Source organism: Streptomyces sp. NPDC004539 (genome assembly GCF_040610055.1).
In the GTDB taxonomy this organism is placed as follows: Bacteria; Actinomycetota; Actinomycetes; order Streptomycetales; family Streptomycetaceae; genus Streptomyces.
In genome coordinates, this window is record NZ_JBEXLS010000004.1 from 125,504 (window position 1) to 141,840 (window position 16,337).

The 16,337-nt window shown below is 71.7% G+C and carries 15 protein-coding genes; 7 read left to right on the plus strand and 8 right to left on the minus strand.

Annotated elements, in window-relative coordinates:
- Positions 1-19: 19 nt before the first annotated feature.
- Genes ABZX85_RS10055 through ABZX85_RS10070 form a run of 4 tightly spaced genes read right to left on the minus strand, consistent with a single transcriptional unit; the run spans position 20 to position 4,275 of the window.
- Positions 20-1,057 carry a family 43 glycosylhydrolase gene (locus ABZX85_RS10055; RefSeq protein ID WP_355864425.1) on the minus strand — a complete coding sequence of 346 codons (1,038 nt, stop codon included), beginning with the start codon at positions 1,055-1,057 and terminating at the stop codon, positions 20-22.
- A gap of 11 nt (positions 1,058-1,068) precedes the next feature.
- Entirely contained in the window at positions 1,069-1,926 is an 858-nt protein-coding gene (locus tag ABZX85_RS10060) for a carbohydrate ABC transporter permease (protein ID WP_355864428.1), read from the minus strand.
- A complete protein-coding gene (locus tag ABZX85_RS10065; RefSeq protein WP_355864431.1) occupies positions 1,923-2,870 on the minus strand; it encodes a sugar ABC transporter permease in 948 nt (315 codons plus the stop codon). Before ABZX85_RS10065 ends, ABZX85_RS10060 begins: the two co-directional genes overlap by 4 nt.
- Positions 2,871-2,925: 55 nt before the next feature.
- Positions 2,926-4,275, minus strand: a complete 1,350-nt coding sequence (locus tag ABZX85_RS10070) for an extracellular solute-binding protein (protein ID WP_355864434.1) — start codon at positions 4,273-4,275, stop codon at positions 2,926-2,928.
- A gap of 238 nt (positions 4,276-4,513) precedes the next feature.
- Between ABZX85_RS10070 and ABZX85_RS10075 the strand changes: the two genes are divergently transcribed.
- From ABZX85_RS10075 to ABZX85_RS10090, 4 genes are all read left to right on the plus strand, one after another.
- Entirely contained in the window at positions 4,514-5,680 is a 1,167-nt protein-coding gene (locus ABZX85_RS10075) for a M23 family metallopeptidase (protein ID WP_355864437.1), read from the plus strand.
- Positions 5,681-5,854: 174 nt separating this feature from the next.
- Entirely contained in the window at positions 5,855-6,427 is a 573-nt protein-coding gene (locus ABZX85_RS10080) for a toxin-antitoxin system, toxin component family protein (RefSeq protein ID WP_355864440.1), read from the plus strand.
- Positions 6,424-7,620 (plus strand): MAB_1171c family putative transporter, encoded by a 1,197-nt coding sequence (locus tag ABZX85_RS10085; RefSeq protein WP_355864443.1) that lies wholly within the window; start codon positions 6,424-6,426, stop codon positions 7,618-7,620. Before ABZX85_RS10080 ends, ABZX85_RS10085 begins: the two co-directional genes overlap by 4 nt.
- The gene (locus ABZX85_RS10090; RefSeq protein WP_355864446.1) at positions 7,617-8,999 is read left to right on the plus strand and encodes an FAD-dependent monooxygenase; all 1,383 of its coding nucleotides are present in this window, start codon (positions 7,617-7,619) and stop codon (positions 8,997-8,999) included. Before ABZX85_RS10085 ends, ABZX85_RS10090 begins: the two co-directional genes overlap by 4 nt.
- Positions 9,000-9,113: 114 nt before the next feature.
- Here ABZX85_RS10090 and ABZX85_RS10095 read toward each other — a convergent pair whose 3' ends face one another.
- Positions 9,114-9,956, minus strand: coding sequence for an SMP-30/gluconolactonase/LRE family protein (locus tag ABZX85_RS10095; protein ID WP_355864449.1), 843 nt, complete (start codon positions 9,954-9,956; stop codon positions 9,114-9,116).
- Positions 9,956-10,729, minus strand: a complete 774-nt coding sequence (locus tag ABZX85_RS10100; protein ID WP_355864452.1) for an IclR family transcriptional regulator — start codon at positions 10,727-10,729, stop codon at positions 9,956-9,958. Before ABZX85_RS10100 ends, ABZX85_RS10095 begins: the two co-directional genes overlap by 1 nt.
- Before the next feature lie 228 nt (positions 10,730-10,957).
- Between ABZX85_RS10100 and ABZX85_RS10105 the strand changes: the two genes are divergently transcribed.
- Entirely contained in the window at positions 10,958-11,539 is a 582-nt protein-coding gene (locus ABZX85_RS10105; protein ID WP_355864455.1) for a hypothetical protein, read from the plus strand.
- A gap of 97 nt (positions 11,540-11,636) precedes the next feature.
- On the opposite strand, the gene ABZX85_RS10110 is transcribed toward ABZX85_RS10105, so the two are convergent.
- Complete coding sequence (locus tag ABZX85_RS10110; RefSeq protein WP_355864458.1) at positions 11,637-12,503, minus strand: hypothetical protein; 867 nt, start codon at positions 12,501-12,503, stop codon at positions 11,637-11,639.
- 196 nt (positions 12,504-12,699) lie between these two features.
- On the opposite strand from ABZX85_RS10110, the gene ABZX85_RS10115 reads away from it, so the two are divergent.
- Entirely contained in the window at positions 12,700-13,800 is a 1,101-nt protein-coding gene (locus ABZX85_RS10115) for a MerR family transcriptional regulator (RefSeq protein ID WP_355864461.1), read from the plus strand.
- A gap of 37 nt (positions 13,801-13,837) precedes the next feature.
- Here ABZX85_RS10115 and ABZX85_RS10120 read toward each other — a convergent pair whose 3' ends face one another.
- Positions 13,838-14,554 (minus strand): FadR/GntR family transcriptional regulator, encoded by a 717-nt coding sequence (locus ABZX85_RS10120; RefSeq protein WP_355864464.1) that lies wholly within the window; start codon positions 14,552-14,554, stop codon positions 13,838-13,840.
- 328 nt (positions 14,555-14,882) lie between these two features.
- Here ABZX85_RS10120 and ABZX85_RS10125 point away from each other — a divergent pair, with 328 nt between their 5' ends.
- Positions 14,883-16,316 (plus strand): SLC13 family permease, encoded by a 1,434-nt coding sequence (locus tag ABZX85_RS10125; protein ID WP_355864467.1) that lies wholly within the window; start codon positions 14,883-14,885, stop codon positions 16,314-16,316.
- The last annotated feature ends 21 nt before the right edge of the window (positions 16,317-16,337 follow it).

Here is a 16,337-nt window from a genome sequence, read left to right on the forward strand (position 1 = left end):
CTTCCTTTCGCACGGAGGGCTAGACCACGTGGGGCCAGCCGTCCCTTGTCCAGTCCAGTCGGTTCAGTCCCAGCTTCGGAACGCCGTCGTCCTCAGCGTCGTAGTAGTGGTACGCCAGCCAGTCCCGGCCCCTGTCCCGGAAGACCGACTCACCCCCCGTACCCACGTATCTGCCGTGGCCCTCAAGTACCAGATCTCCCCCTCCCTCCAGCATCGGCTTGCCCTGACGGTCCACGTAGGGGCCGGTCACCGAGGCCGACCTGCCCACCCTGATCTTGTACGTGGAGTTCACTCCCGCACAACAGGTGTCATAGGAGGCGAACAGGTAGTGGTACCGCCCGTGCCGCACGATGTACGGGCCCTCCACCGCGTACGGCGCGTCGGGGCGGGTCGCCAGGTGGTGGACCTCGGCGGCGGGGACGGCCCGGCCGGTCCTCGGGTCCAGCTCGACCATGCGGATGCCGGTCCAGTACGAACCGAAGCTCATCCAGAGCCGTCCGTCGGCGCGGATCAGCGCGGGGTCGATGGCGTTGAAGTCGTCGGTGCGTTCGGAGGTGAACGCCTTGCCGTGGTCGGTCCAGGTGCCGGGCAGGCCGGAGGGCGAGGTGGCGAAGCCGATCGCGGAGTGGTTGGTGCCCCAGGACGAAACGGCGTAGTACAGCCAGTACTTGCCGCCCCGGTAGGAGATGTCGGGCGCCCAGGGGTCTCCGGTGTCGTTGTACTCGTACCACCAACTCGGGGGCGTCGCGAAGGCGTTGCCCGCGTCGTCCCAGTGGACGCGGTCCTTCGAGAGGCGGGCGCCGAGTATGCCGCCGGTCGAATAGGCCACGTATCCGCCGGAGTTGAGGCGGATCAGGGTGGGGTCGTGGATGATCTGCTGGCCGGTGATCGGCTGGGGGTCGGGGTAGGCAGGGGTGGCGGAGGTCGCCGGAGTGACCGGGATGGCCGGGGTTGCCGGGGTTGCCGGGATGGCTGGGGTGACCGGGGTGGCGTTCGCCGTCGTCGGGGCGAGCGCGAGGAGTGCGGCGGTCAGGACGGTCGTCAGCCTCAGGCGCATCGGATGCCCTCTCACTGTCCGGCCAGACCGGTGTGCGCGACGCCCCGCACGATCTGGCTCTGGAAGAAGACAAAGACGATGATCAGCGGCAGCCCGGCGATGAGTCCGCCGGCCATGAGCTGCGGCCAGACGATCCCGAACGCGTTCTGCACGGTGGCGATGCCGTTCGGCATGGTCATCAGATCGGGGTTGTTGGTCACCATGTACGGCCACAGGAAGTTGTTCCAGGAGGCGATGAAGGTGAAGATGCCGACCGCCGAGAGGGACGGCCTGGAGAGCGGGAGGACGATGGTGAAGAAGATCCGCCAGCGGCCGGCGCCGTCGATGAACGCGGCCTCCTCCAACTCCCGCGGCAGGGACTGGAAGAACTTGTAGAGGATGTAGACCATCGCGGCCGGCGCGCACTGCGGCAGGATCATGCCCCAGTAGGTGTCGACCATGCCGAGCGACTGGACGGTCGTGAAGAGCGGGACGCCGAGGATCGCCGGGGAGAACATCAGGCCGGCCATCGTGAGGGCCAACAGGGCTGATCTGCCCCGGAATTCGGTGCGGGCGAAGCCGTATCCGGCGAGGGCGGAGACGATCAGGACGAGGAAGGTGACGCAGACCGACACCACGACCGAGTTCACGAACCAGTTGGGGATGTTGCCGGCCTCGAAGACCTGTCGCCAGGACTCCAGGGTGAAGTCCTTCGGTATCCAGTGCGGGGCGGCGACCGATTCCTCGGGCGACTTGAGGGAGGTGGACAGCGCCCAGACGAGCGGGGCGAGCCAGAGCAGGGAGAGGCCGGCCGCGACGACGGTCAGCGCGATCTGTCCGGGCGTCCAGGTGCTACGGGGCTTGCGCAGTACCGGAGTTGACGTGCTCATCGGATTGTCCCCTCCTCACGCCGGCGCAGCAGCCACATCCGGCCCAGCGCGACGGCCGCGACGATGACGAACAGGACCATGGAGATCGCGGAGGCGTATCCCACGCGGTAGTTGGTGAAGCCCTCTTCGAGGGTGTACTGCACGAACGTGCGCGTCGATTCCTCCGGCCCGGGCCCGAACTGGTACATGACGACCGCCTGGTCGAACACCTGGAGCGAGGCGAGGACTTGGAGCGCGACGACGAGCCCGGTGATGTTGCGCAGGCTCGGGACGGTGATGTGCAGGAGCCGCTGGAAGGCGTTGGCGCCGTCCAACTCGGCCGCTTCGTAGAGGTGTTGGGGCACCGCCTGGAGTGCGGCGAGGTAGAGGAGGAAGGAGAAGCCGACCGTCCACCACAGGGTCGCGACCACGACGGCGAGCAGGGCCGTCGACTTCTGGGTGAGCCAGGGGGTGTCGAGGCCGAGGACGTGGTTGACCATGCCGTTGGTGGGCTGGAACAGCCACCACCACAGGTTGCCGATGACGGCCGAGGGCAGCAGGAACGGCGCGAAGAAGCAGAGCCGCCACACCCACTTGAAGTGCGCGGCGTGGTGCGCGATCAGCGCCATCAGCAGCGCGACGACGACGATCGCGGGGACGACGTACAGGGTGAACTTGACGCTGTGCCACAGCGAGGACCAGACGAGGTCGTCGCGCAGGGCCTCGCGGTAGTTGGCGAGTCCGACGAAACTGGTGTGGTCGCCGGAGATGTTGGCGTCGGTGAGGCTCAGGTAGAGGCCGCGGACGACGGGCAGCAGCACGAACAGCCCGTACAGCACGAAGAACGGCGCGACGAACCAGCCGCCGTGCTGGAAGCGGCGCCCCCAGCGCAGCCGGGCGGAGTCGGCGGCGGTGGCCGAACGGGGTTGCGTGACGCGGGTGTCGACGAGTCCGGTGCTGCTCATGCGGCGGCTCCCTTCAGGACGCCGGGGCGGGCCGTTCGCGAAGACGCGGTGCCGCTCATGCCGTCGCCTCCTGTGCCGCGGTCAGCCCGTCCATCGGGTTCTTCGACTCCAGGAGCACTTCGAGGGCGCGTTTCATGCGGCGGGCGGCGTCGGCGGGTTTCGTGGAGCCGAGGTTGGAGGCGGCGACGGCCGGTCCGACCCGGCCCGCCAGGACGCCGGTCGACCCGGCGAACCAGATGCGGGGTTCGGTCGCGGGGTGGTCCATCGCGGGCCGGGAGTACTCGTTCTGCGGGCTGAGTTCGAGGTACGCCGGGTCCTCGAACGTCGGGAGGTAGGCGGGGATGTGGCCGCCGCCGGCCCAGGCGGTGGCGTGGGTGACGAGGTAGGCGGCGAGGCGGTGGGCGCCGTCGTTCGTGACGCCGCCCCGGTCGGACTGGTGGGGCAGGACGAAGGAGTGCGATTCGACGTGGGTCGCGGGCCGCCCGAAGACGGGCGGGAGCGGCTGCGCGCCGAACTCGACGCCGGCGCCCCCGTAGTAGGGGACGGACCAGTTGCCCTCCCACGCGAACGGCGACCCCGCGATGAACGCCTCGCCGTCGGAGGCGCCGACGGTGACGTACCCGTCGGTGACGTGCTTGCGGAGGAACTCCAGTACCTGGGTGGCCTTTTCGGTGTCGAAGACGACCTCGGTGCGCGCGTCGTCGAACCAGCCGCCGCCGAGCTGCTGGTAGAAGGCGACGAAGAACCACCAGGCGAAATTCTGGTCGTTGGCGTGCAGGCCGAGGGTCTGTACGCCGGGCTTGAGCTGCTTCTTGGCCGCTTTGAGGACGTCGAACCAGGCGTCGGCCGAAGTCGCCTCCGGGAGGCGGTCGTTCGCGTCGAGGAGCCCGGCCTTGCGGCAGACGTCCTTGCGGTAGAAGTTGAGCTGCGCGTGGATGTCGAGCGGGAGGGCGTACAACTCGCCGCCGACGAGCCCGCGTTGCCACAGCACGGGGTTGAAGTCCGTTTCCCGCACGCCGTACTTGGCGAGCAGGTCCATGTCCCAGGGGTCGAGCAGCCGTCCGGGGGCGAATCCGGGGACGCGGCCCTGGTGCATGACCGCGAGGTCGGGTGCGCGGCTGCCGGCGGCGGCCATGGCGAGCTTGGTGTAGTAGGGGCCGCCCCAGGTGAGGGTGGAGTCCTTGACGTCGACCCCGGGGTTCGCCTTGCGGAAGGCGTCGACCATGGCGACCATGTTGCCGCCGTCGCCGCCTTGGAAGAGGTTCCAGTACCGCACCCGTGTCCGTGCGCCGGAGGCGAGCGCGTCGGCTCCGCTGCCCAGCGCGGCGAAGCCGAAGCTGCCCGCGACCAGGAGGCCGCCGGCCGCGGCGAGAAGTTGCCTGCGATTCAGGTCAGGTCGTCCCATTGCCTGCCCTTGCTCTTCGAGACCCGTTTATCGTCCGAAATATCGAATAACGCTCGTAACTTCGAACAGGGACCGTAGGTTCCCATCCGCCTCACGTCAATGGTTACGACACGAATCTCCCGGAGGGGAAACCTCGGCCCACCGGTGATCGTCTTGCAGGCCGAGCCCCTGACCTCGGGCGTAGGGAACGCCTACCCCTTGAGTACTACGGGTGCCGGCCACTGAGAGGACCCCCGCCATGCCCGACCTCCCCCCGGTAGCCGGCACCCTCGCCCGTTTCCTCACGGCGGCCCCGGCCGACCGCCCCGCACTGGCCCCGAGCGTGGTGGAGGCGGTCGGCGCCGACCGGCTGGAGGAGGTCGTACGCGGCACGCTGGAGCGGATCGGCGGTTTCCAGGCCGTCGAGGACAGCCCCGACGGCCTGCTCCTGCGCGGCGCCACGGGCCGGGTCAGGGTCTGGGCCACGGCCACGCCGGGCGGCGAGCTCACCGGCCTGCTCGTCGAGGGCTCCCACTACGCCCCGGCCCCGCCCGCCCGGCGCCTGCCCACGCCCCTGACCAGGGCGCTGTTCCTGCTGCCGGTCGCCCTGTGGACCGTCCTGCGGCTGTGGGGCGCGGGCGACCGGCTCACCTGGCTCGGCGACCTGGCCGCGCTCGCCGCGCTCCTCGTCCTCGCCGGGGCCCGGTCCGCCCCCGCCCGGCAGCCCCGGACGCTGCGCCGGGCCGTCGGCACGGCCGCCGCCGTGGCCCTCGCCTCCGCCGTCCGCCTCCCCGGCCTGCCCACCGGCACCCCGGGGATACCCGTAGTACTCGGGGCGGGGCTGCTGGTGGCGGCGCTGGCCCTGGTGACGGCCGCGCGCCGCCACCGCTGGGGTACGGCCCTGTCGCGCCCGCTGCGCTTCCCGCTGGACGGCACCTGGTACGTCCTCCAGGGCGGCGGGGCGCTGATCAACCACCACGCCCGGGTCACCGAGCAGCGTGGCGCCGTCGACCTGGTCGGGCTCGGCCCGCTCGGCACCCGGACCCGGCCCGGCCACGACGCGCACGCGTACGCCGCGTACGGACGGACGGTGCACGCCCCCTGCGACGGCCAGGTGATCTCCGCGGCCGGCGTGGTCGACGACCAGCGGCCCGGCGAACTCCGCTACCAGCCCGCCCATGGCAACCACGTCTTCCTGGACACCGGGCACGAGATCGTCAAACTCTCCCACCTGCGCCCCGGTTCGGTCACCGTGCGCCCCGGCGACCTCGTCCGCACCGGCCAACTCCTGGGCGAGGTCGGCAACTCGGGCAACACCACCGAACCGCATCTCCACCTGCACGCCGAACGCGACGGCGTCGGGCTGGACCTGACCTTCACCGACGTCCCGGGACGGCTGTACCGGGGCCGGACGATCCGCCGCTGAGCCCGCTCCGCACGGCGGCGTGGCGGGCGCCGAGGGACGGAGCGCCGTCAGCCGCGTCCGCTCCGCCCGCGACACTGTTTCCGACAGCGCTTTCCACCGCTCCCTCATGACGCGGACACATCCACCCGCGTAGGCTCGAACAGGCTGCCGCAGGGCAGTCAGAAGGGGGCACCGATGGACATCGCGGGCGCGGTCCGGTTCTCCTCCGCGCTGCGGCGCGCGAGGACCGGCTCGGCCATGCGCGGGCTGACCTCCGACCTGGCGGAAGGGCTCGCCAGACGTGCCCGACGCCCCTACGACGCACGGGAGTTGTGCCGCGCGCTGTGCGAGGAGATGACCGCGCGGCGCAGCGGGCGGCGGGTCGAGGTCCGGTTCGAACGCTTCCCGGACGAGATCGAGGTGACCGGCCTGTGGGTGGAGTTCCACGACTTCGACCTGGTCATCGTCGAGGAGCGCGCCGAGGAGGTCCAGCAACTCGTCATCCTCGGGCACGAGTTGTGGCACCTGCACGCCCGGCACCGGCATCGGCACGCCGCCGTGGACGCCCTGTCCGGCTGGGAGGACGTCCCCCTGACGGCCGCCGCCCGTGACGGCTCCCGGCAGGTCGACGAGGCCGAGGCCGACGACTTCGGGCACCGGCTCGCCGCCGCCGTACGCGCCTATCTGCGCCCGGTGGGCGGGGAGTTCGGGCCCGTGACCGCGCAGCGGCTGCTGGGGTACCCGGGGCGCGGGAGCCGCGGGCGATGACGTTCGACGCGGTCTCCGTCTCGTTCTGGGTGCCGACGGTGATGCTGTGCGCGGCGCTCGCCATCAAGCTCCCGACGATCGTCCGGCTGTGGCGCGACCCCCTGCTGCGGGCGGTGGGCGGGCTGCTGCTGCTCGCGTGCGCGGTGTTCGTGTTCGTGGCGCCGTCCACGATCCGCTGGACGAACCGGGTCACGGGCGTCCCCAACATCTCGGCGCCGTGGTGCTATTCGCTGCTGACCGCGTTCGCCGGCTCGTGCCTGCTGCTCATCATCGCCTGGCGCAACGGCCTTTCGGACCTGACGCCCTCGACGCGGCGCGCGATGCGGTGGGTGATCGGCGTCTACTCGGGTGTCATCGCCCTGCTGTGGGTGCTGTTCCTCCTCGCGGACGCGCCGGTGGAGCGGGTGCGCGACCTGGACACGTACTACGCCAACACCCCTTTCATGCGGGAGGAGATCGTCCTCTACCTCCTCGCGCACTGCGTCGCCGTCCTGATCACGAGCCGCCTCATCTGGAACTGGGTGCGCACCGACGGACTCGACGCCTGGCTGCGCTCGGGGCTGGTCTTCCTCGTCATCGGCTACGCCCTGAACCTGGTCTTCGACGTCCTCAAACTCACCGCCGTCGTGGCCCGTTGGACCGGCAACGACCTCGACTCGCTCAGTACGACGATCGCGCCGCTCGCCGCGTGTCTCTCGGCGGTCCTGGTCGCCCTCGGCTTCATCCTCCCGCACACCGGCCAGTACCTGCACGAGCGCTGGCAGTTGCACCGGACCCGGATCGAACTGCGCGCGCTGTACACGCTGTTGCGTGACGCGCAGGGCTCCGGCGTGCCGTTCACGCTGCGCGCCACCGCCGAACTCCGCCTGATCCGGCGGGAGACGTTCATCCGGGACGTCCTGCTGGCACTCGCCCGCAGGCTGGACGAGGCGGAGGCGAGCCGCCGCTACGAGGCGGCCGTCGCGCTGGGCCACCCCGCCGGGCGGGCCCGCGCACTGGCCGCGGCCTGCGCCATCCAGGACACGGTGGCCCGCCCTGTCGACGCCCAGCCGCCCGAGGGCACCGGCCAGCCCGACCCCACGGACCTCCTCCAGACCATCCTCGACGTCTCGCGCGCCCTGCGCTCCCCCGACGACCTCGCCGCCGTCCGGGCCGCCGCCTCCCGGAAACCCGCAGAAAGCAACCACCCATGACCAGCACCGCCGTAGTCCTGGGCGGCTCGCTCGCCGGACTCCTGGCCGCCCGCGCCCTCGCCGAGACGGCCACCGAAGTCACCCTCGTGGAACGGGACTTCCTGCCCGCCGAGGCGGCTCCCCGCAAGAACCTGCCGCAGGCACGCCACGCCCACCAGCTGTGGTCCGGCGGCGCCCGAGCCCTCGCCGAACTCGTCCCGGGCATCGCCTCCCGCCTCGCCGAGGCGGGCGTACGACGGCACGCCGTGACCACCGACATGGTGGTCCTCTCCCCGTACGGCTGGTACCGCCGCTGGCCGGAGTCCCACCACATGCTCCTGGCCGGCCGCGACCTCCTGGACGCGACCGTGCGCGCGGCCGTCCTCGCCCATCCGCGCATCCGGCTCCTCCAGGAGACCGAGGCGCTCGGCCTGGATGGGACCGCCAACGCGGTCACCCAAGTTCGGCTCCGCCACCGGGACGGCACCGAACGGACCCTGGAAGCCGACCTGTTCGTCGACACGACCGGACGCGCCTCCCGAACTCCCCACTGGCTCAAGGAACTCGGGCTCCCCGAACCGCCGCACCGCGTGGTCGACTCCGGCGGCGCCTACGCCACCCGCTTGTTCCGCGCCCCCGAGGCCGCCCGCGACGAATTCCCCGTCGTCAACGTCCAGCCCGACCCGCGCACCGGCGAACCGGGGCGGGCCGGGGTGCTCCTGCCCATCGAGAACGGCATCTGGCTCGTCACCCTGTTCGGCACCCGGGGCGGCGAACCCAGCTCCGACACCGGCGAGTTCAGCGCCTACGCCCGTACGCTGCGCCACCCGGTGCTGGCCGACCTCGTCGAACGGGCGACCCCGCTCACCGACGTCGCCTTCACCCGGACCATGGCCAACCGGCGGTTCTTCTACGAGAAGATGACATCCTGGCCGGACAACTACACGGTCCTGGGCGACGCGTTGTGCGCGCTCAACCCGGTCTACGGCCACGGCATGTCGGTCGCCGCCCAGCAGGCCCTGATCCTGCGCGATCTGACGATCCGTCACGGCATCGGCGGGCGGGGGCTGTCCCGGCGTATCCAGAAGGCGGTGTCCCGGCCGGCGTCGGCCGCCTGGGACCTGGCCCTCGGCATGGACGTCTTCTACCCCGGGGCCACGGAGACCGGCCCCACCTTCCGCGACCGCGCCCTCGCCGCGTACGTGGGCCGGCTGCTCCACACGGCGACCGGCAACGGGCGGATCGCGCGGGCGGTCACGGACGTGACGTCCCTGGAGCGAGGGGGGCAGGCACTGCTGGCCCCCTCGGTACTGCTGGCGGCGATCGCGGGGCCGCTCCGACCCGCGCTGGAGGATGCGCCGTTGACGGCGGAGGAGAGGAAGCGGGCGGGGTTGGAGTAGGGGGTGGGGCGAGAGGCCAGGGGCGGGGCAGGGGTCGGAGGCCGGACCCGGAAGGCCGCGCGGGACGGGCCACGGGAGAGCGGGTGGGCCGACCCGAGCCCACCCGCACCGCGCTCACCCCGCGAACGCCGGAAGCGCCTGCCCCTTCCCCGCGCCGGGCACCACGAGCAGCGATCCCGCGACGGGGTGCGGCCGGTCGAGGCCGATCCGCGCGGTCGTGATGTACAGGTCGGTCAGGTCCGCGCCGCCGAACGCGCAGGCCGTGACGCGGGGCGTGGGCAGGGAGATCACCCGGTCCAGCTCGCCCTGGGGGGTGTAGCGCCGTACGGCGCCGCCGTCCCACAGCGCGACCCACACGCAGCCGTCCGCGTCGACCGTGAGGCCGTCGGGGAATCCGGCGCCGTCCTCGATCGTCACGAACTCCCGCCGCCCGCCGACGCGTTCGCCGTCGTAGTCGAAGACGTCGACGCGGCCGGTGGGCGAGTCGACGTAGTACATGAGGGCGCCGTCGGGGCTCCAGCCGGTGCCGTTGCTGACGGCGACGTCGTCAAGGACCGTCTCCAGCAGGCCCGTTGCCCCGAAGCGGGCCAGCGTGCCACCGCCCGGCGCCTCGTCGTACCGCATCGTGCCGGCCCACAGTGTGCCGTCCGGGGCGACCGCCGCGTCGTTCGCGCGCCGGCCGGGGACGACCTCGCGGTGCAGCCAGCGGAAGGAGTCGTCGGGGTCCAACAGGCCCACGCCGTCCCGCAGGTTGAGGACGAGCCCGCCCCCGGCGCGCGGCTTCACGGCGCCGACGTGCTGCTCGGTCACCCGTACGCTCCGCCGCCCGCTCACCGGGTCGTACGTGTGAACCCGCGACCCGAGGATGTCGAGCCACAGCAGCCGTCCGGCGTGCGCGTCCCACGTGGGCCCCTCGCCGAGCGTCGCCTCGGCCCGTACCGCCACCTCGAAAGACATCACGCCACGCTCCGGTATCCGAGCCGCTCCGACAGGTCGACGGCGCCCTTGGCCGCCAACTGCTCCAGTTCCACCCGGCGTTCGTCGCTCCACCGGATCATCGGCACCGAGATGGAGAGCGCGGCGACGACCTGCCCGGTACGGTCCCGGACGGGCGCGGCGACACAACTCACGTCAGGGTTGGACTCCCTGCTCTCCACGGCGAGCCCGCGCTCGCGGATGACGGCGAGCGCCTCCCTCAACGCCCCCGGTTCCGTGATGCTGTTGGGCGTCATGCGCACCAACTCGGCGTCGGCGGGCAGCCGTACGCTCAGCTCGTGCTCGGGGAGCGACGCGAGCAGCATCTTCCCGACGGACGTGCAGTGCGCGGGCAGCCGGCGTCCGGCGGCGGAGACCATCCGCACCGCGTGCGTCGAGTCGACCTTGGCGATGTAGATGACGTCCGCGCCTTCGAGGATCGCGACGTGCACGGTCTCGTCGCAGGTCTCGGCGACGGACCGGGCGACGTTCTGCCCCTCCGCCGCGAGGTCGAGCTGCTCCGCGTACCGGCTGCCGAGCTGGTACGGCCGGACGCCGAGCCGGTACCGTCCGGGCTGGCCCGGCACCGGGACGATGTACGAGCGGGCGGAGAGCGTCGTCACGAGTTCGTGCACGGTGGTGCGCGGAAGCTGGAGCCGGCGCACGATGTCAGGGGCGGAGAGCGTCCCGTCCCCGTCGAGGAAGAGCTCCAGAATGTCCAGAGCCCGGGTCACGGCAGGTACCAGACGTCCCATGGCCGGCCCCCTCCCTTAGGTGTGTTCGATATTTCAACAGGCGATCGGGATAACGAACACAGGCTAGTCAGAAGCCACCGACCGGGCAATGGTCGTGAAAAGACCCGATCCATATCTTCGCCGACGAGCGGGCCGAGGAGAGGGCTGAGGAGGGGGCCGGCGGGAGGGGATGCGGCCGACCTGCGGCAAGAGGGCCGCTCCGGGGTCGCGATCGGCGACGATGGGGGTATGCCGCCCGCTCCTCAGCCCTTCACCCCGCTGGACTTCCAGCTCGTCCTGCTGCGCCGCATGGCCGATCACAACCCCGATCTGGTGGACGAGGCGCGTCGTGAACTCGGCGTCTCCGCAGGGGAGATGCGCGAGGCGAACAAGCGCTGGCAGGCGATGCGGCACGCGCCGCGGGGCCGCGCGGCAGCAAGCCGTTACCGCTCGTTTCTGGGCGCCCCGGAGACTACGGCCACCCGCCGTATCGGCGACCTGACCTGCGACTCCTGGCTCTGGCCGGTCCCCCTGTGGCCGACCCTGCGCTTCGAGGTCCTGCTGTCCCCTACGGGATCGGTCTGGAACGAGTGGCTGATCCGCGCCCCCGGCTCACCCGCCCCCACCCTGAGGGCCGTCCCCGACCTCACCCCCTGGTCCTGCACGGTCGACGAGGCCGCCACCGCCTTCGCCCCCGCCCGCCCCCTGGAGGGCACCGCCCCCACCCGCTGGGGCCTGTCCTTCACGGCCCCGGACGAGCGGGGGGTGCCTCAGCGGGTCGCGGCGGAGTTCACCTGGGGCCTGCTGCAACGGGTCACGGTCAGGGACTGACCGGGGCGGGGCGGGCGGGCGCGGTGTGAGCGGGCGCTGTGCGGGCAGGTGCTGTACGGGCAGGTGCTGTGCGGGCGAGCGCGGTGTGGGCGGGCGGTCACGCCCGTGCGAGGACGGCCGCCACGACCTTCTCGACCGACCCGGGGTGCAGCGACAGGAACAGGTTCGGCTCGACCAGTTCCAGCTCCATCACGCAGGGCCGCCCGTCGTCCCCGTCGACGAGGTCGACGCGCGCGTACAGCAGTTCCTCACCCCCGGGCACCTGCGCCAACGCCCGCTCGGCGGTGGCGAGTTCGGCCTCCGTCGGCTGCCACGCGGTCAGCCCGGGATGCGCGACCTTCTCCGCGTCGTACGCCGTCCCCGGGGTCAGCACCGCCCCCTTGCGGCTGGCGTGCACCAGCCGCCCCCCGAAGAACTGGAGGGCCCGCTCCCCGTGGGCGTCGATGCTGCGCACATAGGGCTGGACCATCGCCGTGAACCCCTCGGCGTGCATCCGCTCGATCTGGCGTACGGCGGTGTCGTGGTCCTCGGAGGTGTAGCGGGCGGCGAAGCGGGCGCCCGCGCCGGAGGTGGGCTTGACGACGTACTCACCCTCGGGAGGTAGCTCCGGGGTAGCACCCGGCGCCACATACCTGGTGGGGACGGTGGGGACACCGGCCGCCGCCAGCTCCCCCAGGTACCGCTTGTCGGCGTTCCACCGGACGACGTCCACCGGGTTCGCGAGCCGCGTGAGGCCCGCGCACTTGCCCGCCCAGGCCAGGAACTCCGTCGACCGCCAGGAGTAGTCCCAGGTCGAGCGGATGACGGCGAGATCGTAGGACCCCCAGTCGGCGTCGGGGTCGTCCCACGGCACCGCCACCGCCTCGGCCCCGGCCGACCGCAGGGCCTCCACCAGCCCCGGAAGGTCCTGGTCCGCGACGACATCGGGTCCGGGACGGCAGGTGACGAGTGCGATACGAGGCACGACAGGACTCCCACTTCCGTACGACAGTACGACCATCAACGCCCCTGCACTGTAGGTCGCGCCCCGCACCCGATGCCAACGCAAACCCCTCCCGACCACGGGAAACCCCCACCCCTTGACCTTCCCCTCCGGTCAACCCCCACCATCGACACCACCGGCCGCCCACCCCCTGGGAGCCACCCCTGAGGACCCCCTGATGCCCCTGACGCCTCTACTGACGATCGGCGCCTTCGCCCGAGCCTCCCGCCTCTCCCCGAAAGCCCTCCGCCTCTACGACGAACTGGACCTCCTGCGCCCCGTAAGGGTCGACCCCGACACCGGCTACCGCCACTACGCCCCCGAACAACTCGAACAGGCCCGCCTGATCGCCTGGCTACGCCGCCTCGGCATGCCCCTCCCCCAGATCCGCGCCCTCCGCGATCTCCCGCCGCCGGACATCGCCCGCGAGATCCACGCCTACTGGTCCCGCGTCGAGGCCGAGACGGCCGTACGCCGTGATCTCGCGGCGTTCCTCGTCGACCAGCTCTCCACCCCGCCGGCCTCCACCACCCGGAAGGACTCCGCCATGCTCGAACTCCGTTACCGCGCCCGCTCCGACCGCGGCCTCGTACGCCCCGCCAACCAGGACACCGCCTACGCCGACCACCGGCTGCTCGCCGTCGCCGACGGCTATGGCGAGGCGGGTGAGGTGGTCAGCGGCGCCGCCGTGGACGTCCTGCGGGCCCTGGACACCGGGCACCTCCCGGCGGGCGGTGTGCTGGGGCTCCTGGAGGATGCCGTCACCGGTGCGGCCGAGGCCGTGCGGAGTGCCGCCGAGGGCAGTGCGGGCGGTGAGGGCAGCGGTACGACGCTGACCGCCCTGCTGTGGACCGGCAGCCGGCTCGCGCTGGTCCACATCGGGGACTCGCGGGCGTACCTCCTGAGGGGTACGGGTCTCTTCCGTATCACCCATGACCACAGCGTCGTCCAGTCCCTCCTGGACGAGGGACGTCTCACGGAGGAGGAGGCGGCCTCGCACCCGGACCGGCTGCTCCTGCTGAAGTCCCTCGACGGCACCACCGGAAGTACTACGGGTACCCCCGACCTCCGCCTCCACGAGGCCCGGCCCGGCGACCGCTACCTGCTCTGCTCCGACGGTCTCACCCGGGTGGTACCCGAGGAGGAGATCCAGCACGTCCTCACCACGGCCACGACCCCGGACGACGCCACCCGCGCACTGATCGACGCGGCGAACAGGGCGGGCGGCGAGGACAACGTGAGCTGCGTGGTCGCGGACCTCGTGGAGACGGCGCCGTAGGCCGAGTCCGGCGAACCGCCCGGGAGCGCTCCCGTGCTCAGCGGTCCTCTTCGGCCTCGGCGGGCTCCCAGTCCAGCAGCCGCACCTTCGCCACCGTCCGGACATGCGTCCGCATCGCGGTCGCCGCCCGCCGCGCGTTCCCGGCGGCGATCGCGTCGAAAATGGCCTGATGCTGCGCCCACGACCGGTTCGGCCGCCCCGGCTGCCGCAGGGACTCCGTCCGGCTCTCGGCGATCTGCTCGGCGATGGACCGCATGAACTCCGCGAGCAGCGCGCTGTGCGCCGCCTCGGTCACGGCGGAGTGGAAGAGCCGGTCACCCTCGATGCCGTGGGCGCCGGACTCGATCTCCTCGGCCATGTGCGCGAGCGCGGCCCGCATCGCGGCGAGATCCTCCTCCGTCCGCCGCTCGGCGGCGAGTTCGGCAAGCTTCGTCTCCAGCGCCTCGCGCGCCTCCAGCACGTCCGGCAGCCGCCGGCGCCGCTCGACCATCCGGTCCACCGGCTCCGCGTCGAGGCTGTCCCGCACGAGGTACGTCCCGCCGCCGTGCCGCGCCTCGACGAGGCCCTGCACCTCCAGGACCACGATCGCCTGCTTCACGGAGGCCCGGCTGACACCGAGTCGCTGGGCGAGGTCCCGTTCGGGCGGCAACCGGTCCCCGGCGCGCAGTCCGCCGTCGATCACGTACTGCCGCAACCGGTCGAGCACCTGCTCGTACAGGCGTTGTTTCATCATCGGCCGCAGGGCGTCGTTCACGGGTCCCCCTCTCGGGCGGGAGCCTAGCACCGGGCGGGCCGGGACAAATGGCTCGGTGGACGAGTGGCTGAGTGGTCGAGTGGCTGAGCCAATTCTTGCGCACCCTCTTGACGGCCGCCGAGCCGCGCAATCTAATCAGCCGACGCGAAAAAGTGGCTCAGCCACTCGACCACTCACCAAAGTGGCTCAGCCACTCATCCACTGAACCACTCAGCCACTCGGCTGCCCAGCCCCCGGCACCACCCCCCACTTCCCGATCCCCCCACACCACCCACCCTCCCCGCACTCCCCCACCTTGTCGCTCCGGGACCCAACGACGGGAGCCCGTATGTCCCCCGAACTCATCTCGATCCTCGTCCTGGTGGTCGTGTTCGTCATCGCCACCACCCGTTCCGTCAACATGGGCGCGCTGGCGTTCGCCGCGGCCTTCGGCGTCGGCGAACTCGTCGCCGACCTCGACGCGGACGGCATCTTCGCCGGTTTCCCCGGAGACCTGTTCGTCGTCCTCGTCGGCGTGACCTACCTCTTCGCGATCGCCCGCGCCAACGGCACCACCGACTGGCTGGTGCACGCCGCGATCCGGCTCGTGCGGGGGCGCGTCGCGCTCATCCCGTGGGTGATGTTCGCGCTGACCGGCATCCTCACCGGCATCGGCGCGGTCAGCCCGGCGGCGGTCGCGATCGTCGCGCCGGTCGCCCTGAGTTTCGCTGCGCAGTACGGGATCAGCCCGCTGCTGATGGGCGCGATGGTCGTACACGGCGCACAGGGCGGCGGCTTCTCGCCGATCAGCATCTACGGGACGATCGTCAACGGCATCGTCGAACGCGAGAAGCTCCCCGGCAACGAGATCGCCCTCTTCCTCGCCTCGCTCTTCGCCAACATCGTCATCGCGGGGGTCGTGTTCTTCGCGTGCGGAGGGCGGAAGCTGTGGCGGCAGGGGGTGGTGCTGGAGGGGGGTGCGGGTACTACGGGGGCTGCGGGTAGTACGGGTACGGCACCGTCCGCGACCACGCCGTCCGCGGGCTCGTCCTCGCCCTCAGGTACTACGGGTAGTGGGGGGTCGGCCCCTAAGGGTGGGAAGGCCCCCACCGAAGTCGTTCCCCGGACCGTCGGGGCGGACACCTCCCGGGTCCCGGACGTCTCCGGCGGCCCGGGGGCCGTCCGGCTCACCCCGGCCCGGATCGCCACGCTCGTCTCGCTGGTCGCGCTGGTCCTGGCCGTCCTCCTGCTCGACCTGGACGCCGGGCTCACGGCGATCACGCTGGCCGTAGTGCTGAGCACCGCGTGGCCGGCGGACAGCCGTAAGGCGGTCGGGGAGATCGCCTGGTCGACGGTGCTGCTGATCTGCGGTGTGCTGACGTACGTCGGTGTCCTGGACCAGATGGGCACGATCAAGTGGGCCGGTGAGGGTGTGGGCGGTATCGGGGTGCCGCTGCTCGCGGCGGTGCTGCTCTGCTACATCGGCGCGCTGGTCTCCGCGTTCGCCTCGTCGGTCGGCATCATGGGCGCGCTGATCCCGCTCGCCGTGCCGTTCCTCGCGCAGGGCGAGATCGGGGCGGTCGGGATGGTGTGCGCGCTGGCGGTGTCGGCGACGGTGGTGGACGTCAGCCCGTTCTCGACGAACGGCGCGCTGGTGCTGGCCGCGGCACCGGACGTCGACCGTGAGCGTTTCTTCCGGCAGTTGATGATCTACGGAGGGATCGTGGTGGCGGTGGTGCCCGCGGTGGCGTGGCTGGTGATGGTCGTGCCGGGCTTCGGGTGACCCGTGATACCCGTCATACCC